The organism is Pseudomonas sp. Z8(2022) (assembly GCF_025837155.1).
In the GTDB taxonomy this organism is placed as follows: domain Bacteria; phylum Pseudomonadota; class Gammaproteobacteria; order Pseudomonadales; family Pseudomonadaceae; genus Aquipseudomonas.
This window is the reverse complement of the sequence record NZ_CP107549.1, coordinates 4,023,992-4,048,985: the sequence shown is the minus strand read 5'-3', so window position 1 is coordinate 4,048,985 and position 24,994 is coordinate 4,023,992. Positions and strand designations below refer to the sequence as shown.

Here is a 24,994-nt window from a genome sequence, read left to right as displayed (position 1 = left end):
GTGCAGGACGTCACCCGGCACCCTGCGATCCTCGCGAGGAATCCGCGCCACATGTCACACCGTACTGCCGATCCGCTTGCCGAAAGCGCCACTGCCCAAATGCCGGACGGCTACGCCTATGTCGAACTGGACGAGGCCGCCAGTGTGGGCCATGCGCTGCTGGCCGAGGAGTGTGCGCTGGCCATCGCCTACAACGGCATCAGCCATGCGGTGATGATGGTTTCGCCCAGCGCGCTGGAGGACTTCATCGTCGGCTTCAGCCTCACGTCCGCTGTCGTCGGGGCAGCAAAGGATATCTACGACATTCAGGTCCGGCGCGCGGGCGAGGCGTTCAGTGCCGAGGTGCAGATCGCCAGTCGTGCATTCTGGACGCTCAAGCAGCAGCGGCGCAGTCTGGCCGGCACCAGTGGTTGCGGTCTGTGCGGTGTCGAGGCACTGGAGCAGGCCTTGCCGCAACTCGACACCCTGAGCGTCAACCCGCTGCCACCGGCTGCGCACCTGGCCGATCTGCGTACACGCATCGGCGAGATGCAGAAGCTGGCGCGCCAGAGCGGTGCGCTGCACGCAGCGCTGTTCGTCGACGAACTCGGTGAGATTGTCCTGTGCCGAGAAGACATTGGCCGGCACAACGCGCTGGACAAGCTGATCGGCGCGTTAAGTCGTGAAAGCCGCGACGCCCGCAGTGGCTTTGCCGTGGTCACCAGTCGCTGCAGCCTGGAACTGATCCACAAGGCGGTGCGCGCCGGTTTCGCCAGCCTGGTGAGCCTGTCCGCGCCGACCGATCTGTGCGTTCGCTGGGCACGCCGCCATCGCCTCAACCTCATTCATCTGCCGCACCATAGCGTTCCGCGAATCTACAGCCCGGCGCCCGCTCGGGGGTAGCGTCGCTCCCGGCGTTTCTCCATGGTCTAGACTTGCCTTTCCGGACGCTGCTGGTCCGGTCATCCACAAGGAACGAGAGGCATCGCCATGGGTATGTTCGCGTTTGTCAAAGAAGCCGGAGTCAAGCTGTGGGAATCGCTGGTCGGCCAGGAGGCGCAGGCCGCCGAATCGCTCAAGGAGCATGTGGCCAAGGTAGGCCTGGGTAACCCGAACATTCAGGTCAGCGTCGAGGGCGACAAGGTGATCGCCGCCGGCGAGGTGGCCAGCCAGGAAGAGAAGGAGAAAATTCTTCTGGCCCTGGGCAATGTCGCCGGTGTCGCCGAGGTGGAGGATCGCATCAGTGTCGCCGCGGCGGCACCCGAGGCGCGCTTCGTCACGGTGAAGAAGGGCGACACCCTCAGTGCCATCGCCAAGGCCGAGTACGGAAATGCCAACGCCTACATGAAGATATTCGAGGCGAACAAACCGATGCTCAGCCATCCGGACAAGATCTATCCGGGTCAGGTCCTGCGCATCCCCGAGTGACCGGACCCGTGCGGGAAGCGCCCAGGCTTCCCGCCTTGCGTCAGGGCTATTCGAGGCCTTGCAGCAATGCCCGGTAATCCTCTACCGCAGCGAACTCCTCGGTGTTCTTCGGCCCGCTCTGGCTGTCCGGCTGGCGCACGGCAAGCAGATGGGCGACGCCGAACTGACCGGCACTGCGCAGAATCGGCAGGCTGTCATCGATGAACAGGCTGCGCGCCGGGTCGAAGTCGACGTCCTGGCGCAGGGCGAACCAGAACTGCTGGTCTTCCTTGGGAAAACCGTAGTCGTGGGAGCTGATCATCCGCTCGAACCAGGTTGCCAGTTGCACCTGCTCCATCTTCAGCGACAGCGAGTCGCGGTGAGCGTTGGTGATCAGTACCACGCGCTTGCCGGCCTCACGTAGCGCACGCAGAAACATCTCGGCATCCGGGCGCAGGGCAATCAGGTGAGCAACCTCGCGTTTGAGCTCGCGGATCGACAGCTTCAGTTCGCGGCTCCAGAAATCCGTGCAGTACCAGTTCAGCGTGCCGGCGTGTTGGCGAAACAGCGGCAGCAGCTCGGCCTCGGCCAGCGCGAGGCTGATGCCGTGATGCTCGGCATAGCGTTGCGGCAGGTGCCTGAGCCAGAAATGATTGTCGAAGTGCAGGTCGAGCAGGGTGCCATCCATGTCCAGCAGGACTGTGTCGATCTGGTGCCAGGGTAGTGAGGGCATGGGCGCGCCAGGTGATGAAAGTCGTGAATCTGCCGGCGCGCGTCGCGAACGTGCAATCTGCGCCGGGATAATCGCAAAAGCCGCTGTATGATACCCGACCAGGTCTCGCCAAGGAGTCGCCCCATGCGTCAAAAACCTACGGTTCTCGCCCGCGAGATCGTCGCCAGCAGCCGCCTGTTCCGTGTCGAGGAGGTGCAGTTGCGTTTCTCCAACGGTACCGAGCGCACCTATGAGCGACTGGTGGGCAAGGGCGCCGGTTATGGTGCGGTGATGGTGGTGGCGATGCTCGATGCCGAGCACGCCGTGCTGGTCGAGGAATACTGCGGCGGCACCGACGACTACCAGCTGTCGCTGCCCAAGGGCCTGATCGAACCGGGGGAAGACGTGCTGGTGGCGGCCAATCGCGAGCTCAAGGAGGAGGCGGGGTTTGGTGCGCACGAGCTGGAATACATCACCGAACTGAGTCTGTCGCCTGGCTACATGAGCCAGAAGATTCAGGTGGTGCTGGCGCGCAACCTGTACGAGGAACGTCTGCCCGGTGACGAGCCCGAGCCGATGCGGGTCGATCGCATCAGCCTGCGCGAGCTGTCGAGCCTGGCCCAGCACGAGCAGTTCAGCGAGGGGCGCGCGCTGGCAGCCTTGTACCTGGTACGCGATCTGCTCACTCAGCGCGGGGAGTTCCGCCCGTGAACCATCCCTTCATTGCTCCTGTGATCGAACGGGTGCGGGCCGCCGGCGCGGCGATTCTGCCGTATTGGCGCAGCGACGTGGCGGTGACGGAGAAGGCCGATGCCTCGCCGGTCACCGCTGCCGACCTGGCTGCCCACCACATCCTGGTCGACGGTCTGCGCGCGCTGGCGCCGGATATTCCGGTGCTGTCGGAGGAAGCGGCCAATATTCCGCTGGCCGAGCGTGCCGCCTGGACGCGCTGGTGGCTGGTCGATCCGCTTGATGGCACCAAGGAGTTCATCGCCGGGTCGGAGGAGTTCACTGTCAATGTCGCGCTGATCGAGCAGGGTCGCGTGATCTTCGGTGTGGTCGGCATTCCGGCCAGCGGCCGCTGCTATTACGGCGGTGCTGGCCTGGGCGCCTGGTGCAGCGAGGTGCCAGGTGAACAAACACCGATCCGCGTGCGTCTGGCGCCGGCACAAGGTTTCACGCTGGTGGCCAGCAAGCGCCATTCGAGCCCGGCGCAGGAAACCCTGCTCGCGGGGCTGGCTGAACGTTTCGGTGAGCCGGCACTGGCCAGTATCGGCAGTTCGTTGAAGTTCTGCCTGCTGGCCGAAGGCAATGCCGACTGCTATCCGCGTCTAGCGCCCACCTCGCAGTGGGACACCGCCGCCGCGCAGGGCGTGCTGGAGGGGGCCGGTGGCGAGGTGCTGAATCTCGCCGGTGAGCCGCTGACCTACGAGGCGCGCGAATCCTTCCTCAATCCGTCATTTCTGGCGCTGCCGGCTGTGGCGCCTTGGCGGGGCGAGCTGATCGAGCTGGCACGCAACCTACGATCCTAAGGCCCTTGGCGTAGGAGCGGCTTCAGCCGCGAAGTTTGCCGTACGCCGCCCCTCGGGAAGGAATCGCGGCTGAAGCCGCTCCTACGCTCGTGCTATGTTCAATCGAGCATATCGCTGTAACGCGCGTCCTTCCTGAACACCAGCGGCTGGTCGAAGCCGGGCACCTTGATCTCCTCGGTGCTGATGGAGATCGCCTGGTCGTCGATCATGTCCTTGCCGAAGTTGTAGATGATGTCCAGCTTGCCCAGCAGCGCCTGCTGGTCGTAGGCGGCTGCGGCAGCACGGGTGCCCTCGCGGCGCGCCAGATAGGCGTCGAAGGCAGCCTGGCCGTGACGCTTGCGCAGCATGCGCTCGACCACGTGCGGGGCCAGTACCAGGGCGCTGGCATTGTTGCCGCCGAAGCCCTTGGAGTTGATGAAGGCCACGTCCAGCGCATTCTCGCCGACCTTGCGATCGACAGTGGAAAGGCTCAGGTGCTCCTGATGCACGTCACCGGCGACGGCGTCGATGGTCTTCAGGCCGGGCACGATGCCGTACTTGAAGGCGCCGAGGGCGCCGATCACTTGGTCGCCGCTGGCGGTGGCCAGGGAATGGCCGACGAACGCCTTCACCGCGGTAACCGGCCATTGCTCGATGCCGAAGGCGGCGGCGACACGGTCGAGGATTTCCGATTCGGTGACGCGGTTGGCCGGTGTACTGGAACCGTGGGCGTGAACGAAGCTGCGCTGGCGCACGGCGTCCAGGCCGAGCAGTTGCACGGCGCTGGCCACGGCCTTGGCCACGGTCAGGTAGTTGCCCGGGCCGGGGGCGGAGATGGACTTCTTGAAACCGTCGGCGTTGATGAACACGTCCGGCACCGCGCCGTGAATGTCGGCGCCCAGTTCCAGGGCCAGCTCGTCGTCCATCAGCACCACGAACTGGCAGGCCTCGGCCAGGGTGAAACCGCAGTTGTCGCCGAACGGGCGGCTGGCACGGCGGAAGTCCACCTCGCTCTTGCCTTCGATCTGGCGCAGGCCTTCTTCGGTCGCCAGTGCGCCCATGGCGCCGTAGCCCTCGATGCACTCCTGATTGATCGGCGCCTCGCTGCTGCCGACGATGACCACGCGGGCCTTGCCGGCGGCGATCTGTTCGATGCCCTTCTGCAGGTTGTAGAGGAAGGTGGCGCAGGCGCCGGTGATGCTGCCGGTGGTGCCGACGCTGCCGAGCACGTAGGCGTTGATGAAGTCGGCCGGCATGGTGTTCAGACCCAGGGCCAGCTGTTTGGCGGTAACGCGGCCGCCCTTCAGGCGCGACTGCATCATGCCGCCGAAGCCGTTCTCGTCGAGCTGGCTCATGATGCAGCTGGCGAACACCGCGATCTCGTCCGGTGCGACGTGCTGGACGATGCGTTGCCAGTCGATGCCCACCGAGCGCAGCGCGTCGGTGACACCGACCACGGTCATGGCCAGACCGCGCGGGTGGAAACGGGCGTTGTACAGCTCACTCGGCTCGAAGCCGGTGGGCAACTGGCCGGCGGATTTCACCGCCAGCGGGCGGTAGCTGTCGACCTTGAATTCGCAGCTGTCGTGCAGGGTGATGCGCACTTCATTGCCTTCGAGTTCTTCCACCGACCAGTTGGCCGGCAGCGGTTCGGGCAATTGCTTGCGCTGGGTGACGAAGCTCAGGCTGGCGCCGTTGGCGGGGGCGACACCGATGCTTTTCTGCCAGTGCGCGGCGTCCGGGTCCAGATGCTGCTTCTCGATGCGGCGCACCAGGGTGCCGGCGAGGATCTGCCTGGCGTAGCGGCTCTCGATCTCGGCCAGGCTCAGCGGCTGGCCATCCTGATCCTGGTACTGGCCATCGACCACGCGCACCAGCTTCATCATCTGCGCCAGCCCGGCCAGGGTTTCCTGACGCGCCCGGGGTTCCAGCGACTCCTGCACGGTACGACGGAAACCATGATGGAAGGAGCTGCGCCCGGCTGCGTTGTAACCCCCAAAACCCACGATCACAGGTAAGCGCGACATAACTCAAAAGCTCCTGAACAAGGCCAGCGCGACGCCAGGCCGGCGCCTCCTGGCGCGGATGGGGTCATAGGGCGTTGGCGTTTGAAAATTTCGGCTGCCTAACCTGACGAGGATCATGACCGTTGAGTCACGCATTCGTCCAATGTCGTGCCGAGAGTGGGGCGTGTCGCGGATGGGATGAGCGTTGTAAGGGGGCGTCGCCTATGAGAGGCGAGCCCGCCAGGCGGCGGGCTCGGAAGGCTCAGCTCTGGTAGCTGATATGCCCGTCGACCAGCGTGTAACGCACAGCGCCGGGCAGGCAATGGCCGATGAACGGGCAGTTGCTGCCCTTGGAGTACCACTGCTCGCCGGCCACGGTCGAGGCTTGCGGGTCGAACAGCACGATATCGGCAGCGTTGCCGACGCTCAGGCTGCCGGCCGGCAGACGCAGTGCAGCGGCGGGGCCGCTGGACAGACGCGCCAGCAGTGTCGGCAGATCGAGCAAGCCGTCCTGTACCAGGCTCAGGGCCAGTGGCAGCAGCAGTTGCACACTGCTGATGCCCGGCTCGGTGGCGGCGAAGGGCGCCAGCTTGGCATCGAGTTCGTGCGGCTGGTGGTGGCTGGCGATGGCCGAGATCACCCCGGCTTTCACGGCCTCGCGCAGACCCTCACGGTCGGCGCGCGAGCGCAGCGGCGGCTGCACGTGGTAGAGACTGGAGAAATCGATCAGCGCCTCGTCGGTGAGTATCAGCTGATACAGCGCCACATCGGCGGTCACCGGCAGGCCGCGGGCCTGGGCGGCGGCGATCAGCTCGGCACCGCGGGCGCTGGTGATCTGGCTGAAGTGTGCGCGTACGCCGCTCTGTTCCACCAGCAGCAGGTCACGGGCCAGGGCCACGGTTTCGGCGGTTTCCGGGATGCCGGCCAGGCCGAGGAAACTGGCGGTCGGACCTTCGTGGGCCAGGCCGCCTTCGGCCAGATCGGCGTCCTGCGAGTGGAAAACCACCTGCAGATCGAAGGTGGCGGCATATTCCAGTGCGCGACGCAGGCTGCGGGTGCTGGCGAAGTTGGTCAGTCCGTTGCCGAAGGCCACGCAGCCGGCGTCACGCAGGGCGACCAGCTCGGCGAGCTGTTCGCCAGCCAGGCCCTTGCTCAGCGCGCCAATCGGGAAAACCTTGGTATGCCCGGCTTCGCGGGCGCGGTCGAGGATCAGCTCGGCCACGGCCGAGGTATCCAGCACCGGCTTGGTGAGCGGCGGGCAGCACAGGCTGGTGACCCCGCCGGCGGCTGCAGCCAGGGTTTCCGTGGCGATGCTGCCCTTGCGGCTGTAGCCCGGCTCGCGCAGGGCCACCGACAGGTCGACCAGGCCCGGTGCGGCGACCAGGCCCTGGGCGTCGAGGGTCTGGTCGGCAGTGAAGCCGGCTGGCGCCTGGCCGATGGCGGCCAGCTTGCCGCCGTCGACATACAGATCGCTGATCTGATCCAGGCTGCTGGCCGGGTCGATCACGCGGGCGCCGAGGATTGCGGTACGCATCAGTTGGCCTCCTCGGCGTTGAGTTGACGTTGCGCGGTCTGCCCGCTCATGGCCATAGACAGCACGGCCATGCGGATGGCGATGCCGTAGGTGACCTGATTGAGAATCACCGATTGCGGGCCGTCGGCCACCGCCGATTCGATCTCCACGCCGCGGTTGATCGGCCCAGGGTGCATCACCAGCGCATCCGGCTTGGCCAGCTTGAGGCGTTGCTCGGTGAGGCCGAACAGGCGATAGAACTCGCCTTCGCTGGGCAGCAGGCCGCCCTGCATGCGCTCGCGCTGCAGGCGCAGCATGATCACCACGTCGACGTCCTTGAGGCCTTCACTGGCGTCGCTGAATACGCGCACGCCGTAGCTTTCCTCCAGACCGACGGGCAGCAGGGTCTTCGGGGCGATCACGCGGATATCCGGGCAGCCCAGGGTTTTCAGCGCCAGCATGTTCGAGCGCGCCACCCGCGAGTGCAGGATGTCGCCGACGATGGCCACCGAGAGTTTTTCGAAGTCGCCCTTGTGGCGGCGGATGGTGAGCATGTCGAGCATGCCCTGGGTCGGGTGCGCATGACGGCCATCGCCACCGTTGATGATCGCCAGGTTCGGGCACACATGTTCGGCGATGAAGTGCGCGGCGCCGGAGTCGGCATGGCGCACGACGAAGATGTCGGCGGCCATCGCTTCGAGGTTGCGCAGAGTGTCGAACAGCGTCTCGCCCTTGCTGGTGGAGCTGGTCGAGACGTTGAGGCTGATGACGTCGGCCGACAGGCGCTGGGCGGCCAGCTCGAAGGTGGTGCGGGTGCGCGTGGAGTTCTCGAAGAACACGTTGCACACGGTCTTGCCGCGCAGCAGCGGGACCTTCTTCACCGCGCGCGCACCGACTTCGAGGAAGGAGTCGGCGGTGTCGAGGATTTCGGTCAGCAGCTCACGGGGCAGGCCGTCGAGTGAGAGAAAGTGGCGCAACTGACCTTGGTCATTCAGTTGCAGCGGGCGCTTGGCGGCGAGTGGCGTCATCGCGGGAAGTCTCAGTTGGCGAGCGTCTGGAGTTCGAGGGTCAGCGGCGTGGGGCCGGACAATTTTACCCGCTCGTTGGCTGCCAGCGACAGGGTGGCGCCGACCACGTCGGGGCGAATCGGCAGTTCGCGGGCATTGAGGTCGAGCAGGCTGACCAGGGTCACGCTGGCCGGGCGACCATAGTCGAACAGTTCGTTCAGCGCGGCGCGGATGGTGCGCCCGCTCATCAATACGTCGTCGATCAGCACCAGGTGCTGGCCTTCGATCTCGAACGGCAGCTCCGACGGCTGCACCTGCGGGTGCAGGCCGTTCTGGGTGAAGTCGTCGCGGTAGAAGGACACGTCGAGGATGCCAAGGGCGTCATCGCGGCCCAGCGCCTGCAGCAGGGCCTGGGCGACCCAGACGCCGCCAGTGCGGATGCCGATGAAGCGCGGCTCGCTGATCTGGCGCTGATTGAGGTGCTGGGTCAGCGCACTGGCCATGGCCGGCAGCAGGTCGTTGGGGTTGGGTAGCATGGCGAAACTCCAAATATGAACAGCTTCTGAGAGCGTAGGCGAGGCCGCCGAGGCAAGGCAAAAACAGGCGAGGAAGCGCAGTTTACGAGTTGTAAATGAGCATTCCGAGCCTGTTTGTAACGCAGCATCGGCAACGCAGGTAGCTCTCAGACCGTGCAGTTTTCCTCTAGCCATCCCTGCAGCAGCAGGGCGGCGGCAATGGCATCGACCGGGCGCTCGCGATAGCCGCCACTCTGGCCTTCGCGCAGGCGCTGGCCCTTGGCTTCGAAGGTGGTCAGGCGCTCGTCGTGGGTGTAGGCAGGCAGGTTGAAGCGGCCGTTGAGGCGGCGCGCGAACTTCTCGGCGCGGGCGCTCATCTCGCTCGGGGTGCCGTCCATGTTCAGCGGCAGGCCGACGACCACGGCGTCCGGTTGCCATTCCTTGATCAGCGCCTCGACGCGGCTCCAGTCAGGCACGCCATTTTGCGCCTTGAGCACGCACAGTTCGCGTGCCTGGCCGGTGATCACCTGGCCGACAGCGACGCCGATCTGCTTGGTGCCGTAGTCGAAGCCGAGCAGCAGGCGCAGTGGCTTGTCGCTCATCAGGCGTGCCCGACCTGCGAGGTCAGCAGGCTGAGGTTGACTCCCAGGCGTGCTGCAGCGGCATTGAGGCGCTGGTCGTAAGGCAGGTCGAAGAGAATGCTGCTGTCGGCAGGGCAGGTCAGCCAGGCGTTGTCGGCCAGCTCGGCTTCCAGTTGCCCCGCTTCCCAGCCGGCGTAGCCGAGGGTGATCAGGTAACGCTCCGGGCCGCTGCCGTCGGCGATGGCGAACAGCACGTCCTGGGAGGTCGAAAGTCCCAGCTCGCCCAGCTCCAGTGTCGCCTGGAACTGCGGGCCGAGCGGATGCAGAACGAAGCCGCGATCAGTCTGTACCGGGCCGCCCGCGAAGATCGGCAGGCTGTGGCACAGCGCTGCGGGCTCCTCGTCAGGGCGTAACTGCTCCAGCACGTCGGCCAGGTTGAGGCCGTTGGGCTTGTTGATCACCAGGCCCATCGCCCCCTGTTCGTTGTGTTCGACCAGATAGGTAACGGTCTGCGCAAAATTCGGATCGGCCATATGCGGCATGGCGATCAGGAAATGGTGCTTGAGCGAGGTGGGGGCTGAGTTCTTCATGGCGGCTAGTTTCAGCTTTAAGGCGCCGGGCTTCAAGCTGCAGGGCTGTTCAGTCGTGACGCTGTCCGGGGCGACGATCGTTTCTGGTACCAGAACCTGGCGCGGATGAAAGGCGCCGCAGGGTGCGTCAGGTATGTCGGGCTAGTTGCTCGACAGCCGGTCGCCACGCTCGAAGCGCCAGGTGCGGATGATTTCAAGACGATCGATATCGGCCAGGTCGCCGGTGAAGGGGGCATAAGGGGCGGCCAGGCGCACGATGCGCTGTGCAGCCTGGTCGAGTACGGGCTGGCCGGAGGATTCCAAGACCTGTACCTCGTACAGCGAACCGTCGCGGTTGATCGACACCAGCAGGCGCAGGCTGCCGTAGATGCGCTGGCGGCGGGCGTCATCCGGATAATTGAGGTTGCCGACGCGTTCGACCTTCTTGCGCCACTCGTCCTTGTACCAGGCGCCCTTGTCACGCATGGTCGAGGCGGCGTTGAGGCGGTGGATCTTCGGGCGCTTGGCGTAGGCCTGAACTTCCTGCGCCAGTTCGGCTTCCAGGCTGGCGATTTCTGCCGAGAGCTGGGCCGAGTCGAACACCGGGGCCGGACGTGTCTGTGGAACCGGTTTGGCTTCCTCGCGCTTGACGGGTGTTTTCTGCTGCTGTGGGGCGCGTGTGGCAACGGCGGCCTTGGGCGCTTCCTGTCTGGTGGCAGGCTGTTGCGGGGTGGCTGGTGGAGTGACCTTGCGCACCTCGCTGTCCTGGAACATCGCCTGCTCGGTGGTCTTCGGTGCGGCGGCATGCTCCAGCGTGCCGCTGCCCTGCTGGTTGTCCTGTGCGAGGAAGTCGGCCTTCTCCGGCGCCTTGTCGCTCTTGAAGGTGGACAGAGTGATTTCCAGCGTCTTGCTGATTTCCGGCGGCGACTCCAGGGTGAAGCCGACGCCGAGAATCAGTGCCACATGCAGGGCTGCGGCGAGGAACAGGGTGAACCCCAGGCGATCCGCCGGACGGACGGTAGCGGAGGAAACGGTGGTCGGGGTGGCTGCTGCTGCGTTCATCGCGTATCGGGTCTGCTTACGAATGGGGCGCAGTCTGCCGGGTAGCAGTGGGCGCCTGCAAGTTGCAGGCGTCAGGCTGCCACTTGCGTCAAGCTTTTAACCCGCGTTTGCTGGCAATGCAGTCCATCAGGCGCTCGCCGATACGGGTGTCGAAAGCGGCATCGATCTCGCGGATGCAGGTCGGGCTGGTAACATTGATTTCTGTCAGATGATCACCGATGACGTCGAGACCGACGAAAATAAGCCCTTTTTCACGCAGGGTGGGTCCGACTGCCGCGGCAATCTCGCGATCACGTTCGGTCAACGGCCGGGCTTCGCCGCGTCCGCCGGCTGCCAGGTTGCCGCGGGTCTCACCGGCGGCGGGAATGCGCGCCAGGCAGTAGGGTACCGGCTCGCCGTCTATCATCAGGATGCGCTTGTCGCCGTCCTTGATGGCCGGCAGGTAGGCCTGCACCATGATCTGCTGCTGGCCGTGCAGGGTCAGGGACTCGAGGATCACCGAGAGGTTGGGGTCGCCGGCGCGATGGCGAAAGATCTGCGAGCCGCCCATGCCATCAAGGGGTTTGAGAATGATGTCACGGTGCTCATCGGCAAACTGGCGCACAATATCGGGGCGCCGACTGACCAGAGTCGGCGGTGTGTATTGGGGAAACTGGGTGGCGAAGAACTTTTCATTGCAGTCGCGCAGACTCTGCGGCCGATTGACCACCAGTACGCCGTCGCGCTCCGCCTGCTCGAGCAGGTAGGTGGAGTAGACGAATTCGTTATCGAAGGGCGGATCCTTGCGCATCAGGATCACGTCCAGCTCTGCGAGCGGCGTGTCCTGTTCCGTGCCGAGGGCGAACCAGCGCTGCGGGTCATTGAACACTGCCAGTGGGCGCAGTCGGGCACGAGCCTGACCGCGAACCTGGTAGAGATCCTGCTGCTCCATGTAGAACAACGACCAGCCGCGTGCTTGAGCGGCCAGCAACATGGCCAGCGAACTGTCCTTCTTGAAGGAGATGCTGGCAATCGGATCCATGACGATCCCGAGACGAAGGCTCATGGGGGATAAACTCTCCGCGAGTTAGAGGGTAGAGGCCGAGTTGGCCATGCCGTAAGAGGCTGTCAGGGTGGCGTCGGTCTGGACCTCGGTCAAGGGCTGACGCCGCCCTGGCAGGCTTATAGATTGCATCTAGAGAGTGTGCTAAAAAGGCCCGACGATTGGGTCAAGCCCATCGGCGACTAGGCCTCAGGCATACTGATAACGCGAATATAACGACTCACCGAGGCGATGGTAGGGCGAACATGGAACAGCATTCCGAGGGTTTGAAAGTGATGGTGATCGACGATTCGAAAACGATTCGTCGCACCGCTGAAACTCTGCTGAAAAAAGTGGGTTGTGATGTCATCACCGCGGTCGATGGCTTCGATGCCCTGGCCAAGATTGCCGACACTCACCCCAGCATCATCTTTGTCGACATCATGATGCCGCGTCTCGATGGGTATCAGACCTGTGCCTTGATCAAGAACAACAGTGCCTTCAAATCCACCCCGGTGATCATGCTGTCCTCCAAGGATGGCCTGTTCGACAAGGCCAAGGGTCGCATCGTCGGCTCCGATCAATACCTGACCAAGCCCTTCAGCAAGGAAGAGCTGCTCGGTGCGATCAAGGCCCACGTGCCGGACTTCACCCCGGTGGAACAAGCCTCCTGATTTAGCGGCCTTACGGCCTCTACGTCTCTTCTGTATTGGGAAACACCATGGCTCGAATTCTGATTGTTGATGACTCCCCAACCGAGATGTACAAGCTGACCGCCATGCTGGAAAAGCACGGTCACCAGGTACTGAAAGCGGAAAACGGCGCCGATGGCGTGGCTCTGGCCCGTCAGGAGAAGCCGGATGCGGTCCTGATGGACATCGTCATGCCGGGTCTCAATGGTTTTCAGGCGACTCGTCAGCTGACCAAGGACGCCGAAACCAGCCACATCCCGGTGATCATCGTTACCACCAAGGATCAGGAAACCGACAAGGTCTGGGGCAAGCGCCAGGGCGCCAAGGACTACCTGACCAAGCCGGTCGACGAAGAAACCTTGCTGAAAACTCTCAATGCGGTACTGGCCGGCTGATGCCGTGCTGTCCGTGTATTGAATAAGAAGAAGGCCACGGCTGGCATGTCGGACGCGCAGACTCCTTTCCAGATCCTCCTCGAGATCGACCAGCGTTGCCGGGCCCTGGCGGCCGGCTTGCCGTCGCAACAGGCTGCCGTACAGACCTGGAGCGGTATCGGCTTTCGCATGGGCGAGCGATTCTTCGTCGCGCCGATGGGGGAAGTAGGCGAGGTTCTGCACGAGCCGCGCTACACCCTGCTGCCGGGTGTGAAGGGCTGGGTCAAGGGGGTGGCCAACGTGCGTGGTCGCCTGCTGCCGATCATGGACCTGTGCGGCTTCTTCGGCAATGAACTGTCGCCGCTGCGCAAGCTGCGGCGGGTCCTGGTGGTTGATCACCAGGAAATCTTCGCTGGCCTGACGGTCGACGAAGTCTTCGGTATGCAGCATTTCCCCGTGGATGCATTCTCAGAACAACTGCCGCCTCTCGAGGCGAGCATTGCGCCGTTCATCCATGGTGTTTTTCAACGGGAACAACCCTGGTTGGTGTTCAGCCCTCATGCGCTGACTGCCGATCCGGGTTTTCTCGACGTTGCTTATTAGCAGGCCGTTCTAAAAACGCGAGCGTCTGCAGATTTTCGGTTGGGTCGGTTCTTCCGGCTCTTTGGCGTTACATGGGAACCCTAGTGCGGTCGGTCCAGGCGGGGGCCAGATGATGAAAAAACTCAATGCAGGCAATTTGTTGGCGGGGGCACGCAGCAGTACGCTGATCGCAGCGCTGTTCGTCGTGCTTATCGTTTCCATCGTGCTGTTGTTCGCGAACTTCGCCTACATCAACACCCAGTCCAACTACGATACCGAGTACATCAGTCACTCCGGTGAGCTGCGCGTACTGTCCCAGCGTATCGCCAAGAACGCCACTGAAGCGGCGACCGGTACTGCCGAAGCCTTCGGGCTGTTGCGCGATGCGCGCAACGACTTCCAGCAGCGCTGGGGCTACCTGACCGATGGCGACCCCAGCAGCGGCTTGCCATCGGCACCCGAGTCGGTACAGGCACAGATGGCTGCGGTACAGAAGGACTGGGACAGCCTGCGGCAGAACACCGACGCCATTCTGGCCAGCGAACAGACCGTATTGTCGCTGCACCAGGTAGCCGCCACCCTGGCGGAAACCATTCCGCAGCTGCAGGTCGAGTACGAGGAAGTGGTCGACATCCTGCTGGAAAGCGGTGCACCGGCTGCCCAGGTATCCGTGGCTCAGCGTCAGTCGCTGCTGGCCGAACGTATTCTCGGTTCGGTGAACAAGGTTCTGGCGGGTGACGAAGACTCGGTACAGGCTGCCGACATGTTCGGTCGTGATGCCAGCCTGTTCGGTCGTGTACTGGCGGCGATGCTGGAAGGCAACGCGGCGATGGAAATCACCCAGGTGACCGACGAGGAGGCCCTTGAGCGTCTGGCCGAGATTTCCGAACTGTTCGAATTCGTATCCGGTTCGGTGGACGAGATTCTCGAAACCTCGCCAGAACTGTTCCAGGTTCGTGAGTCGGCGAACTCCATCTTTACCGTGTCGCAGACCCTGCTGGACAAAGCGTCCGATCTGGCCGCCGGTTTCGATGATCTGGCTGCCGGCCGTGCACTCAATACCCTGTTTGGCTATGTGCTGGGTGGTCTGGCGCTGGGCTCGATCATCCTCATCGGCCTGGTGATGGTGCGTGAAACCAACCGTCGTCTGGCTGAAACCGCCGAGAAGAACGAACGTAACCAGGCGGCGATTCTGCGACTGCTCGACGAGATCGCCGACCTCGCAGACGGTGACCTGACCGTGGCCGCGACAGTAACCGAAGACTTCACCGGTGCCATCGCTGACTCCATCAACTACTCCATCGACCAGCTGCGCGACCTGGTAGCCACCATCAACCTGACCGCCGTTCAGGTAGCTGGTGCGGCCCAGGAAACCCAGGCCACGGCGATGCATCTGGCCGAGGCCTCCGAGCACCAAGCGCAGGAAATCGCCGGTGCCTCCGCGGCGATCAACGAAATGGCCGTGTCGATTGACCAGGTATCGGCGAACGCCTCGGAATCTTCCGCGGTAGCGGAACGTTCCGTAGCCATCGCCAACAAGGGCAACGAAGTCGTACACAACACCATCACCGGCATGGACAACATCCGTGAGCAGATCCAGGACACCTCGAAGCGGATCAAGCGCCTCGGTGAATCGTCCCAGGAGATCGGTGACATCGTTAGCCTGATTAACGACATTGCCGACCAGACCAACATCCTCGCACTGAACGCCGCGATCCAGGCGTCCATGGCCGGTGATGCGGGCCGCGGCTTCGCCGTGGTAGCGGACGAGGTACAGCGCCTCGCAGAACGTTCCTCGGCAGCGACCAAGCAGATCGAGGCACTGGTAAAAACTATTCAGACCGATACCAACGAAGCCGTTATCTCCATGGAGCAGACGACTTCCGAAGTGGTACGCGGTGCCCGCCTGGCGCAGGACGCCGGTGTGGCACTGGAAGAGATCGAGAAGGTATCGAAGACCCTCGCGGCCCTCATCCAGAACATCTCCAACGCTGCCCGTCAGCAGGCCTCTTCGGCCGGCCACATTTCCAACACCATGAACGTGATCCAGGAGATCACCTCGCAGACGTCCTCGGGTACCACCGCCACCGCCAAGAGCATTGGTAACCTGGCCAAGATGGCCAGTGAGATGCGCAAGTCGGTGTCCGGCTTCACCCTGCCAGACGCCTGATAAAGGAGCGCGGAGGCTGGCTGCAGTCTCCGCAACACAGCCATGACCCAGGGCGAAGGTATGCAGTCAGCGGGCGTTTGGGCATTGCGCCCGGTGACCGACATGTCGCAAGCCGATTTCCATGACTGGCAGACGCTGCTCGAAGCGCGTACCGGCGTGGTGATCAGCGAGCAGCGGCGCGCGTTCCTGCAGACCAACCTGAGCGCACGCATGCGCGAACTGGGCGTCGAGGATTACGCCAGCTACTACCGCCAGGTCACCGACGGCCCGCGTGGTGCAGTGGAATGGTCGACCCTGCTGGACCGGCTGACCGTGCAGGAAACCCGTTTCTTTCGTCATCCGCCTTCCTTCGAGGTGCTCTCGCAGTACCTGCAGGAGCGTCTGGCGGCAGGCCTGGGCAAACCCTGGGAATTGTGGAGCGTGGGGTGCTCCAGTGGAGAGGAGCCTTATTCGCTGGCGATCATGGCCGCCGAGGCTCTGCAAGGTAGCGAGCTACCCGAGCATTTCGCAGTGACCGGTACGGATATCAGTCAGGGCGCGCTGAGCAAGGCACGCGAGGCGTGCTATTCGGCTCGGCGTCTGGAGCAGGTGAGTGACGAACTGCGCGAGCGCTACTTTCTCGCTCAGGCCGATGGACGCTTCAAGGTTGTACCGAGCCTGGCTGCGCGTGTGTGCTGCGCCCGGCTCAATGTGCTGGAACTGGCCAAGGCGCCGATGTCCGGCATGGACGTGATTTTCTGTCAGAACTTGCTGATCTATTTCCGCCGCTGGCGTCGCCGCGACATCCTCAACCGCCTGGCCGAGAGTCTGGCGCCGGGTGGCCTGCTGGTCGTGGGTGTGGGCGAAGTAGCCGGTTGGCAGCACCCGCAACTGGTGCCGGTGGCCGACGAGCGAGTTCTGGCGTTTACCCGCAAGGGATAAGGCCAAGTTTATGAGTGGAGTGGCTATGGGTGATCGGCATGATTATGTCGCCCTGGAGTGGGTCAAAGGCGAGATCGGGGAAACCCTGAAGCAGGCGCGGCAGGCCCTGGAGGCGTTCGTCGAGAACCCGCAGGATCCCACGCGTATGCGCTTCTGCCTGACCTATGTACACCAGGTTCACGGCACCTTGCAGATGGTCGAATTCTACGGTGCTGCGCTGCTCGCCGAAGAAATGGAGCAGCTGTCCAAGGCGCTGATGGAAGGTCGCGTGGCCAACCAGGGCGAAGCCCTGGAAGTGCTGATGCAGGCCATCCTGCAACTGCCGGTGTACCTCGACCGTATCCAGACCGCTCGTCGCGACCTGCCGATGGTCGTGCTGCCGCTGCTCAACGACCTGCGCGCCGCCCGTGGCGAGAAGCTGCTGTCGGAAACCAGCCTGTTCTCGCCGGACATGTCCGCTCGCCTGCCGGCGCTGCCAGAGGGCAGCATGGCGCGCCTGCGTACCGCCGAACTGCCGGTGCTGCTGCGCAAGCTGCGGCAGATGCTGCAGATGGCGCTGGTCGGCGTTATCCGCAATCAGGATCTGGCCACCAACCTCGGCTACATGGCCCGTGTATTCGCGCGCCTGGAAAGCCTGTGCAAGGACGCCCCGCTGGGCGGTCTGTGGCAGATCGCCTCCGGCCTGGTCGAAGGTCTTGCCAATGGCAATGTGGTCAATGGCACCTCGGTACGCACGCTGCTGCGTCAGGTGGACAAGGAACTCAAGCGTCTGGTCGAGCAGGGTGCCGACGGCATCAACCAGGCCGCTCCCGACGAACTGACCAAGAACCTGCTGTTCTACGTGGCCAAGGCACCGGCGCAGTCGCCGCGTATCCGTGCCCTGAAGGAACAGTACCGTCTCGACGAAGCGCTGCCCGACAACGAACTGGTGGACGAAGAGCGTGCCCGTCTTGCCGGCCCTGACCGCGACGCTATGCGCTCGGTGGTTGCCGCGCTGTGCGAGGAGCTGGTGCGGGTCAAGGACAGTCTCGACCTGTTCGTACGCAGCGATCGCAGTCAGCCCGGTGAGCTGGATGCCCTGCTGGCTCCGCTCAAGCAGATTGCCGACACCCTGGCGGTGCTGGGCTTCGGCCAGCCGCGTAAGGTCATCCTCGACCAGATCGATGTGGTTCACAGTCTGTCTCTCGGCCAGCGCGAACCCAACGACGCGGTGCTGATGGATGTCGCCGGCGCGCTGCTCTACGTCGAAGCGACGCTGGCCGGCATGGTCGGCCCGAGCGACGAGAGTACGAACGAACAGAGCCACTTGCCGACCACCGATGTGGCGCAGATCCATCAGGTGGTGATCAAGGAAGCGCGCAATGGCCTGGAGCAGGCCAAGGACGCGATCATCGAGTTCATCGCTTCGCAGTGGAACCACGAGCACCTGGCCCGTGTGCCCGAGCTGCTGACTCAGGTTCGTGGCGGTCTGGCGATGATCCCGCTGCAGCGTGGCGCCGACCTGCTCAACGCCTGCAATCGCTACATCCAGGAACAACTGCTGGCGCGCAAGGCCGTGCCCAACTGGCAGAGCCTGGATACGCTGGCCGACGCCATCACCAGTGTCGAGTACTACCTCGAGCGTCTGGCCGAGGACCATGGCACTCAGGGCGACCTGATTCTCGACGTCGCCGAAGAGAGCCTGGAGTCCCTGGGTTATCCGCTCAAGGAAAAGCCTTCGATCCTCGACCGCGTCGAACCGCAGGAAGAGAGCCAGGTGCCTCTGGCCGATCCGTTGCAGGAAATCGAACTGCTGAGTGCCGAAGACGAGCAGCTCGAAGAGCCGCTGGCCGAGATCGAACCGCTGGCGTTTGAGCTGGCCGAACCAGCCGAAGAGATCGTCATGGATCTGCCGGCGCTGGACGCCGAGCCCGAGCTGCCTGCTGCGAGCGAGGCCGCCGAAACCCTTAGCTTCGAACTGGGCGAGCTGGAAGAGCTGCCTGCGCTGGAGAGCGAAGAAGTCGTCGCTGCACCCTTGTTCGATGCCGCGCCGGAGTCTGCGCCGGCGTTGGAAGAACCGAGCTTCGACCCGTTGGCCGAGACGCCGCAGTGGGACGAACTGGAGCTCGCGGATCTGGATCTGCCGGAAGTCGAGCTGCCCAGCGCGCCGGAGATCACACCTGAGGTCGAGGCCCCGGTAGCGGAAAAAGCGCTGTCGATGGCCGATGTGATGGCCGCTCCGGTGCAGGCGATCAACCCGCCAGCTGCCGATGTGCCGCCCAGCCTGCTGCCACCGCCCGCCGATGAAGAGCCAGTGGATGAAGAGCTTCTGGAAGTCTTCATCGAAGAGGCCGCCGAGGTGCTGGAAACCATCGCCGAATACCTGCCGCAGTGGCAGGCCGATACCGGCAACAAGGATGCGCTTATTGAAGTCCGCCGTGCTTTCCACACCCTCAAGGGCAGTGGCCGCATGGTGCGCGCGCTGATCATCGGCGAACTCGCCTGGTCGATCGAAAACCTGCTCAATCGTGTGCTGGATCGCAGCATCGAGCCGAGCGAACCGGTGCAGCAGGTCGTGCTCGACGTCGTCGCGCTAATGCCTGCGCTGGTCGAGGAATTTGCCGCCAAGGCGCAGCGTCAGCGTGATGATGTCGACCTGCTGGCCGCCACGGCGCATGCCCTGGCCAAGGGCCTGACTCCCCCAAAATCTGACGCCCCGGCCGCCCAGCAGGTAGCCGAGCCCGTGGGCGTTGACGAAGCTACCGAGGTCGTCGAACAGGCCGAGCCGGCAGTCGCCTCTTCGCTCGATGACGAGCCTCTCGATGGCGAGTCCCTCGATCTGCAGTTGCTGGAAATTTTCCGCAACGAGGCGGAAACCCATCTGGACACCCTGGTGGGCTTTCTCGCCGACTGCGCGCAGGAATTGCCGCAACCGGTGACGGATGCTCTGCAGCGCGCGCTGCATACCCTCAAGGGCAGCGCCTACATGGCCGGCATCCTGCCGGTGGCGGAAATCGCCGCGCCGCTGGAGAAGCTGGTCAAGGAGTTCAAGACCAACCTGATTCAGGTGGATCTGGCGGCTGCCGAATTGCTCAGCAGTGCCGAGGGCCTGTTCCGTATCGGTCTCGAGAACCTGGAAAGCCAGCCTCTGGCGCCGATTCCCGGTGCAGAGGCATTCCTGGCGCGCGTGCAGGCGCTGCATCAGGAGCGTCTTGCCAATGCCGAGGATGAGCGCAGAGCGGAGAGCGGCGAGAGCCGCGACCCTCAGCTGATCAGCATCTTCCTCGCCGAAGGCATGGACATTCTGCTGGACGCCGAGGATCTGCTGCGCAAATGGCGCGAGCACCCGTCCGAACGCCAGGAACTGTCCGCACTGCTGGAGGAACTGACCACCCTCGGCCGTGGTGCCGAGATGGCCGAACTGCCGCAGATCGACGAACTCTGCGAAGCCCTGCTGGATCTTTATGGCGCCGTCGAAGAAGGCAGCCTGGCCGTCAGCGAACGCTTCTTCGACGAGGCGGAAAAAGCCCATGAGGCGCTGATCGGCATGATGGATCAGGTCGCGGCTGCCTTGCAGGTCAGCCCGCAATCCGAGCGGGTGCAAGCGCTGCGCGATCTGCTTGGCGAAGCCATCGACCCCAATACCCTGGCCCTGCTGACGCCTGGCGCCGAGGGTCTGGATATCGTCGAGCTGGACCGGGCCACTGCCGAACTGGAGCAGGCTGATGCCGGGCCGGAGGTCCAGGAGCAGCTGGCCGAGGTGGCAGGCGTCGAGGATGCGGGCCAGGAGCCGCAGGCGGAAGCATATGCCGAAGCTGACCCGGATAGCGTCGACGCCGATCTCGATGAAGAGATGGTCGAGATCTTCCTCGAAGAAGCTGTGGACATTCTGGAAAGCGCCGGCCAGGCGCTGGACCGCTGGCTAGGCGAACCGGACAACACCTTGCCGTTGTCTTCGCTGCAGCGCGATCTGCATACCCTCAAGGGTGGCGCGCGCATGGCTGCGATTCGCCCGATTGGTGATCTTGGCCATGAGCTGGAATCGCTCTACGAAGGTCTGGTCGACCGCCGTTACAGCTACTCGCCAGCGCTGGGCAGCCTGCTGCAGCAAAGTCATGACCGCCTGGCGCAAATGCTCGATCAGCTGCAGGCACGCCAGCGTCTGGTTTCCGGTGAGGACCTGATTCAGGCGATCCGTGCGTTCCGTCAGGGCGGCACGGCGCAGAGCCTGTCGGCCGCTGTCGATCAAGTCGAGCCCGAGGCCGCTGCTGAACCGGTCGAGTCGGTTGAATCTGACGCGGAAAGCTTCGAGCTGCCGCCGCTGGCGCTGGTCGAAGACGAGATCGTGCTTGAAGAAGCACTGCCGGTCGAGCCGGAACCCGAGCTGCCGCTGGTCGATGAAGTCGAACTGGTGCTTCCCGCAGAGGAGCCGCCGAGCTCGGCTGTTGTCGAGCCAGAGCCAGAGCCAGAGCCAGAGCCAGAGCCAGAGCCAGAGCCAGAGCCAGAGCCAGAGCCGGAATTGCAGAGCGCAACACAGGCAAACTGGCACGATGAGCGCGATCCCGAGCTGGTGGAGATCTTCCTCGAGGAAGGCTTCGACATCATCGAGAGCGCCGGAGCCGCGCTGCAGCGCTGGATGAGCGATGTCGACAACAGCCTGGAGCTGGAAGCCCTGCAGCGTGACCTGCACACCCTCAAGGGTGGTGCGCGCATGGCCGAGATTCGCGAAATCGGCGATCTGGCCCACGAGCTGGAATTCCTCTACGAAGGTCTCGGTGCCGGTCGCCTACGCGCCAGCCCGGAACTGTTCGACTTGCTGCAGGCCTGCCACGACCGTCTGGCCGAGATGCTCGAGGCCGTGCGTGGTCAGCGTGCGGTGCCGCAGGGTGATGCCCTGATCGAGACCATCAAGCGCTTCCGTGCCAACCCTGACGAGCAGTTGAGCATGCCGTCGGCGGTACAGCTCAAGGCGGTGGTCGAGAGTGACGAAGCCGATGAGGCGGACAGTGACATCCTCGATATCTTCCTCGAAGAAGGCGACGACCTGCTCGAGGCGATGGAAGTGGCTGTCGGTCGCTGGGAAGAAGACCGCGACGACAGCACGGCCATCGACGAGATGCTGCGTATCCTGCATACCCTCAAGGGTGGTGCGCGTCTGGCCGGTCAGAAGCGCCTTGGCGATCTGAGCCACGATCTCGAGCAGCACCTCAGCGAGGCGTTGCAGCAGGGAGCCCCCTGGCCTGACAGCCTGTTGCTGGATGTGCAGTCCGGTTTCGAAGGGCTGCAGAAGGAACTCGATCTGCTGCGCCAGCGCCTCAATGCCAGTCTCGTGGACGAGCCGGTGGTGGCTGCGACTGTGGAGGCTGAACCTGCTCCCGCAATGGTGGCCAGTCTGAGCCAGCCAATCGTCGCCGCCAGTGAGGCGCCGGCTCAGGTGCAGGCACCCAAGGTGCTGCCGTTCGTACAGCGTGCCCGGGAAGCCGCTCAGGAGGCTGCTGCCCGTCGTGCTCCGCAGGAGCTGGTCAAGGTACCGGCCGAGCTGCTTGAAGGCCTGGTCAACCTGGCCGGTGAAACCTCGATTTTCCGCGGCCGCGTCGAGCAGCAGGTCAGTGACGTCAGCTTCACCCTGAGTGAGATGGAAGCGACCATCGATCGGGTGCGCGATCAGTTGCGCCGCCTCGACACCGAGACTCAGGCGCAGATTCTCAGCCGTTACCAGGCCGAGGCCGAGCGCGCCGGTTACGAAGACTTCGACCCGCTGGAAATGGACCGTCACTCGCAGTTGCAACAGCTTTCGCGCGCGCTGTTCGAGTCCGCTTCCGACTTGCTCGATCTGAAGGAAACCCTGGCCGCGAAGAACCGCGACGCCGAGACCCTGCTGCTGCAACAGGCGCGGGTCAATACCGAGTTGCAGGAAGGTCTGATGCGCACTCGCATGGTGCCCTTCGACCGCCTTGTGCCGCGTCTGCGTCGAATCGTCCGTCAGGTCGCTGGCGAGCTGGGCAAACAGGTCGAGTTCGTCGTCGGCAACGCCGAAGGGGAAATGGACCGTACCGTGCTCGAGCGCATCGTCGCGCCGCTGGAGCACATGCTGCGTAACGCCGTCGACCACGGTATCGAGCTGGCCGATGTGCGCCGTGCAGCCGGCAAGCCGGAGGCCGGCACCATTCGTCTCAATCTCGGCCGCGAGGGCGGTGACATCGTCCTCACGCTGGAGGATGACGGCGCCGGTATCCGCCTGGAGGCAGTGCGTCGCAAGGCCATCGAGCGTGGTCTGATGGACACCGACAGCGACCTGAGCGATTACGAGGTGCTGCAGTTCATTCTCGAGGCTGGATTCTCCACCGCGGAGAAGGTCACGCAGATTTCCGGGCGTGGCGTCGGGATGGACGTGGTGCATTCGGAGGTCAAGCAGCTCGGCGGTTCGATGAGCATCGACTCGACACAGGGTCGGGGCACGCGCTTCACCATTCGCCTGCCGTTCACCGTGTCGGTCAACCGCGCGCTGATGGTCTACTCCGGTGAAGACCTCTATGCGATCCCGCTGAACACCATCGAAGGTATCGTGCGGGTTTCGCCGTACGAGCTGGAGGCCTACTACGCCCCCGATGCGCCGCGTTTCGAATACGCCGGGCAGGCCTACGAGCTGAAGTATCTGGGCGATCTGCTGAACAACGGCCAGCACCCCAAACTTGTGGGCCAGAGCCTGCCGCTGCCGGTGATTCTGGTTCGCTCCAGCGAGCACGCCGTGGCGGTGCAGGTGGACAGCCTGGCCGGTTCGCGCGAGATCGTGGTGAAGAGCCTCGGCCCGCAGTTCGCCGGCGTGCAGGGCATCTCCGGTGCGACCATCCTCGGTGACGGGCGCGTGGTGGTGATTCTCGATCTGCTGGCAACCATCCGTGTGCTGCATGCGCATCTGCAGAGCCAGCTGACCCCGCGTCTGGCCTCGCGTCAGGCTGCGATCAGCGAGGAAGTGGAAGTCGACCGGCCGACGGTGGTCATGGTGGTGGACGACTCGGTCACCGTGCGCAAGGTCACCAGTCGTCTGCTCGAGCGTAACGGCATGAACGTGGTTACCGCCAAGGACGGGGTGGACGCCATCGCCCAGCTGCAGGAACACAAGCCCGACATCATGCTGCTGGACATCGAGATGCCGCGTATGGACGGCTTCGAGGTAGCAACCCTAGTGCGCCACGACGAGCGTCTGAAGGACCTGCCGATCATCATGATCACCTCGCGTACTGGTGAGAAGCACCGCGAGCGGGCCATGGCTATCGGCGTCAATCAGTACCTCGGCAAGCCCTATCAGGAATCCTTGCTGCTCGACACCATCGCTCAGTTGGTGGATAGCCACCGGGTCAATAGGACATGACAGACAAATCCTCAGCGCGTATTGCAGTGATCGCCGATACCTCGCTGCAGCGTCATGTGCTGCAGCAGGCATTGGCCGGTGGCGGTTATCAGGTGGTGCTCAACAGCGACCCCGCGCGCCTCGACGAGGAAGCGCTGGCGGCTTGCGATACCGACCTGTGGCTGGTGGATCTAGCTCAGTCGGAAGATTCGCCACTGGTGGACAGCCTGCTGGAGCGAGCCAGTGCCCCCGTACTGTTTGGCGAAGGGCATGCGCCCGAACGCCATTCGGAAAACTATCCACGCTGGGAACGCCGACTGTTCAGCAAGCTCAAGCGTCTGGTGGGCGATCCGACCCAGGCGGTCGGGCCGAGCCTGCAGGCATTGCTCGACGAGGCACAGCGTCCTTCGCGCCTGGAGCTGCCGCAGGCACTTGCCGACACTCCGCTGAAAGCGGGTGAGCCGGCACGACAGGTATGGTTGCTGGCGGCCTCGCTGGGCGGGCCCGAGGCGGTGAAGGCCTTCCTCGATGCCCTGCCGGGCGGACTTCCCATCGGCTTCGTCTACGCCCAGCACATCGACGCCAGTTTCGAGGCGGCATTGCCGCAGGCAGTCGGCCGTCACAGCCAGTGGCATGTCAATTCGGCGCGTCATGGCGATCCGGTGCGCTGCGGTGAGGTGGTGGTAGTACCCATCTCCAGAGAGCTGGGCTTTGCCGACGACGGCACTATGCAGATTGCCGAACGCGGCTGGCCGGAGCCCTACAGCCCATCCATCGACCAGATGATGCTCAACCTGGCGCAACAGTTCGCTGCCCAGTGCGGCGTGATCGCTTTCAGCGGCATGGGCAGCGACGGCAGCGCCGCCGCTGCCTACGTCAAACGCCAGGGCGGGGTGATCTGGACCCAGCGCGCCGACAGCTGCGCCTGCCCGAGCATGCCTGACAGTCTGCGTGAGGGCGGTTACAGCAGTTTCAGCGCCGACCCGCGCGAGTTGGCCGTGGCGCTGGTCAATCACCTCGCCGAACATTGCAGTTGAGGACG

20 protein-coding genes are annotated in these 24,994 nt (G+C 64.0%); 11 read left to right on the top strand and 9 right to left on the bottom strand.

Annotation, left to right across the window (positions count from 1 at the left end; all coding sequences use genetic code 11):
* Positions 1 to 51 precede the first annotated feature (51 nt).
* Both fdhD and lysM read left to right on the top strand, forming a co-directional pair.
* On the top strand, positions 52 to 882 hold the full coding sequence (gene fdhD / locus OEG79_RS19175) for a formate dehydrogenase accessory sulfurtransferase FdhD (protein ID WP_264146526.1): 831 nt from the start codon (positions 52 to 54) through the stop codon (positions 880 to 882).
* A gap of 87 nt (positions 883 to 969) precedes the next feature.
* Positions 970 to 1,407: a peptidoglycan-binding protein LysM gene (gene lysM / locus OEG79_RS19170; RefSeq protein WP_264146525.1), complete on the top strand. Its 438-nt coding sequence runs from the start codon at positions 970 to 972 to the stop codon at positions 1,405 to 1,407.
* Between the two features lie 46 nt (positions 1,408 to 1,453).
* On the opposite strand, the gene yrfG is transcribed toward lysM, so the two are convergent.
* Positions 1,454 to 2,119 (bottom strand): GMP/IMP nucleotidase, encoded by a 666-nt coding sequence (gene yrfG / locus OEG79_RS19165; RefSeq protein ID WP_264146524.1) that lies wholly within the window; start codon positions 2,117 to 2,119, stop codon positions 1,454 to 1,456.
* A 123-nt stretch (positions 2,120 to 2,242) separates the two neighbouring features.
* Here yrfG and nudE point away from each other — a divergent pair, with 123 nt between their 5' ends.
* Together nudE and cysQ are read left to right on the top strand one after the other, a co-directional pair.
* Positions 2,243 to 2,809 (top strand): ADP compounds hydrolase NudE, encoded by a 567-nt coding sequence (gene nudE / locus OEG79_RS19160; protein ID WP_264146523.1) that lies wholly within the window; start codon positions 2,243 to 2,245, stop codon positions 2,807 to 2,809.
* Positions 2,806 to 3,630 (top strand): 3'(2'),5'-bisphosphate nucleotidase CysQ, encoded by an 825-nt coding sequence (gene cysQ, locus OEG79_RS19155; RefSeq protein ID WP_264146522.1) that lies wholly within the window; start codon positions 2,806 to 2,808, stop codon positions 3,628 to 3,630. The genes nudE and cysQ overlap by 4 nt, the downstream gene beginning before the upstream one ends.
* Positions 3,631 to 3,728: 98 nt before the next feature.
* Here the strand turns inward: cysQ and OEG79_RS19150 are convergent, their stop codons facing one another.
* From OEG79_RS19150 to gshB, 8 genes are all read right to left on the bottom strand, one after another.
* A complete protein-coding gene (locus OEG79_RS19150) occupies positions 3,729 to 5,636 on the bottom strand; it encodes a beta-ketoacyl synthase (RefSeq protein ID WP_264146521.1) in 1,908 nt (635 codons plus the stop codon).
* Between the two features lie 241 nt (positions 5,637 to 5,877).
* Positions 5,878 to 7,149: a dihydroorotase gene (locus OEG79_RS19145; RefSeq protein WP_264146520.1), complete on the bottom strand. Its 1,272-nt coding sequence runs from the start codon at positions 7,147 to 7,149 to the stop codon at positions 5,878 to 5,880.
* Complete coding sequence (locus tag OEG79_RS19140) at positions 7,149 to 8,156, bottom strand: aspartate carbamoyltransferase catalytic subunit (RefSeq protein ID WP_264146519.1); 1,008 nt, start codon at positions 8,154 to 8,156, stop codon at positions 7,149 to 7,151. Before OEG79_RS19140 ends, OEG79_RS19145 begins: the two co-directional genes overlap by 1 nt.
* A gap of 11 nt (positions 8,157 to 8,167) precedes the next feature.
* Complete coding sequence (gene pyrR, locus OEG79_RS19135) at positions 8,168 to 8,671, bottom strand: bifunctional pyr operon transcriptional regulator/uracil phosphoribosyltransferase PyrR (protein ID WP_119692221.1); 504 nt, start codon at positions 8,669 to 8,671, stop codon at positions 8,168 to 8,170.
* Between the two features lie 146 nt (positions 8,672 to 8,817).
* Positions 8,818 to 9,255, bottom strand: coding sequence for a Holliday junction resolvase RuvX (gene ruvX / locus OEG79_RS19130; protein WP_264148750.1), 438 nt, complete (start codon positions 9,253 to 9,255; stop codon positions 8,818 to 8,820).
* Entirely contained in the window at positions 9,252 to 9,821 is a 570-nt protein-coding gene (locus OEG79_RS19125; RefSeq protein WP_264146518.1) for a YqgE/AlgH family protein, read from the bottom strand. Before OEG79_RS19125 ends, ruvX begins: the two co-directional genes overlap by 4 nt.
* Positions 9,822 to 9,962: 141 nt before the next feature.
* Complete coding sequence (locus OEG79_RS19120; protein ID WP_264146517.1) at positions 9,963 to 10,862, bottom strand: energy transducer TonB; 900 nt, start codon at positions 10,860 to 10,862, stop codon at positions 9,963 to 9,965.
* Between the two features lie 88 nt (positions 10,863 to 10,950).
* Entirely contained in the window at positions 10,951 to 11,907 is a 957-nt protein-coding gene (gene gshB, locus OEG79_RS19115) for a glutathione synthase (RefSeq protein WP_264146516.1), read from the bottom strand.
* 242 nt (positions 11,908 to 12,149) lie between these two features.
* Between gshB and pilG the strand changes: the two genes are divergently transcribed.
* From pilG to OEG79_RS19080, 7 genes are all read left to right on the top strand, one after another.
* Positions 12,150 to 12,557: a twitching motility response regulator PilG gene (pilG, locus tag OEG79_RS19110; protein WP_003458788.1), complete on the top strand. Its 408-nt coding sequence runs from the start codon at positions 12,150 to 12,152 to the stop codon at positions 12,555 to 12,557.
* A 47-nt stretch (positions 12,558 to 12,604) separates the two neighbouring features.
* On the top strand, positions 12,605 to 12,970 hold the full coding sequence (gene pilH / locus OEG79_RS19105; protein ID WP_004373130.1) for a twitching motility response regulator PilH: 366 nt from the start codon (positions 12,605 to 12,607) through the stop codon (positions 12,968 to 12,970).
* A gap of 45 nt (positions 12,971 to 13,015) precedes the next feature.
* Positions 13,016 to 13,552 carry a chemotaxis protein CheW gene (locus OEG79_RS19100; RefSeq protein WP_264146515.1) on the top strand — a complete coding sequence of 179 codons (537 nt, stop codon included), beginning with the start codon at positions 13,016 to 13,018 and terminating at the stop codon, positions 13,550 to 13,552.
* 112 nt (positions 13,553 to 13,664) lie between these two features.
* Positions 13,665 to 15,701 (top strand): methyl-accepting chemotaxis protein, encoded by a 2,037-nt coding sequence (locus OEG79_RS19095; RefSeq protein WP_264146514.1) that lies wholly within the window; start codon positions 13,665 to 13,667, stop codon positions 15,699 to 15,701.
* A gap of 60 nt (positions 15,702 to 15,761) precedes the next feature.
* The gene (locus tag OEG79_RS19090; RefSeq protein ID WP_264148749.1) at positions 15,762 to 16,622 is read left to right on the top strand and encodes a protein-glutamate O-methyltransferase; all 861 of its coding nucleotides are present in this window, start codon (positions 15,762 to 15,764) and stop codon (positions 16,620 to 16,622) included.
* Between the two features lie 25 nt (positions 16,623 to 16,647).
* The gene (locus OEG79_RS19085; protein ID WP_264146513.1) at positions 16,648 to 23,973 is read left to right on the top strand and encodes an Hpt domain-containing protein; all 7,326 of its coding nucleotides are present in this window, start codon (positions 16,648 to 16,650) and stop codon (positions 23,971 to 23,973) included.
* Positions 23,970 to 24,989, top strand: coding sequence for a chemotaxis protein CheB (locus tag OEG79_RS19080; RefSeq protein ID WP_264146512.1), 1,020 nt, complete (start codon positions 23,970 to 23,972; stop codon positions 24,987 to 24,989). Before OEG79_RS19085 ends, OEG79_RS19080 begins: the two co-directional genes overlap by 4 nt.
* Positions 24,990 to 24,994: the final 5 nt, after the last annotated feature.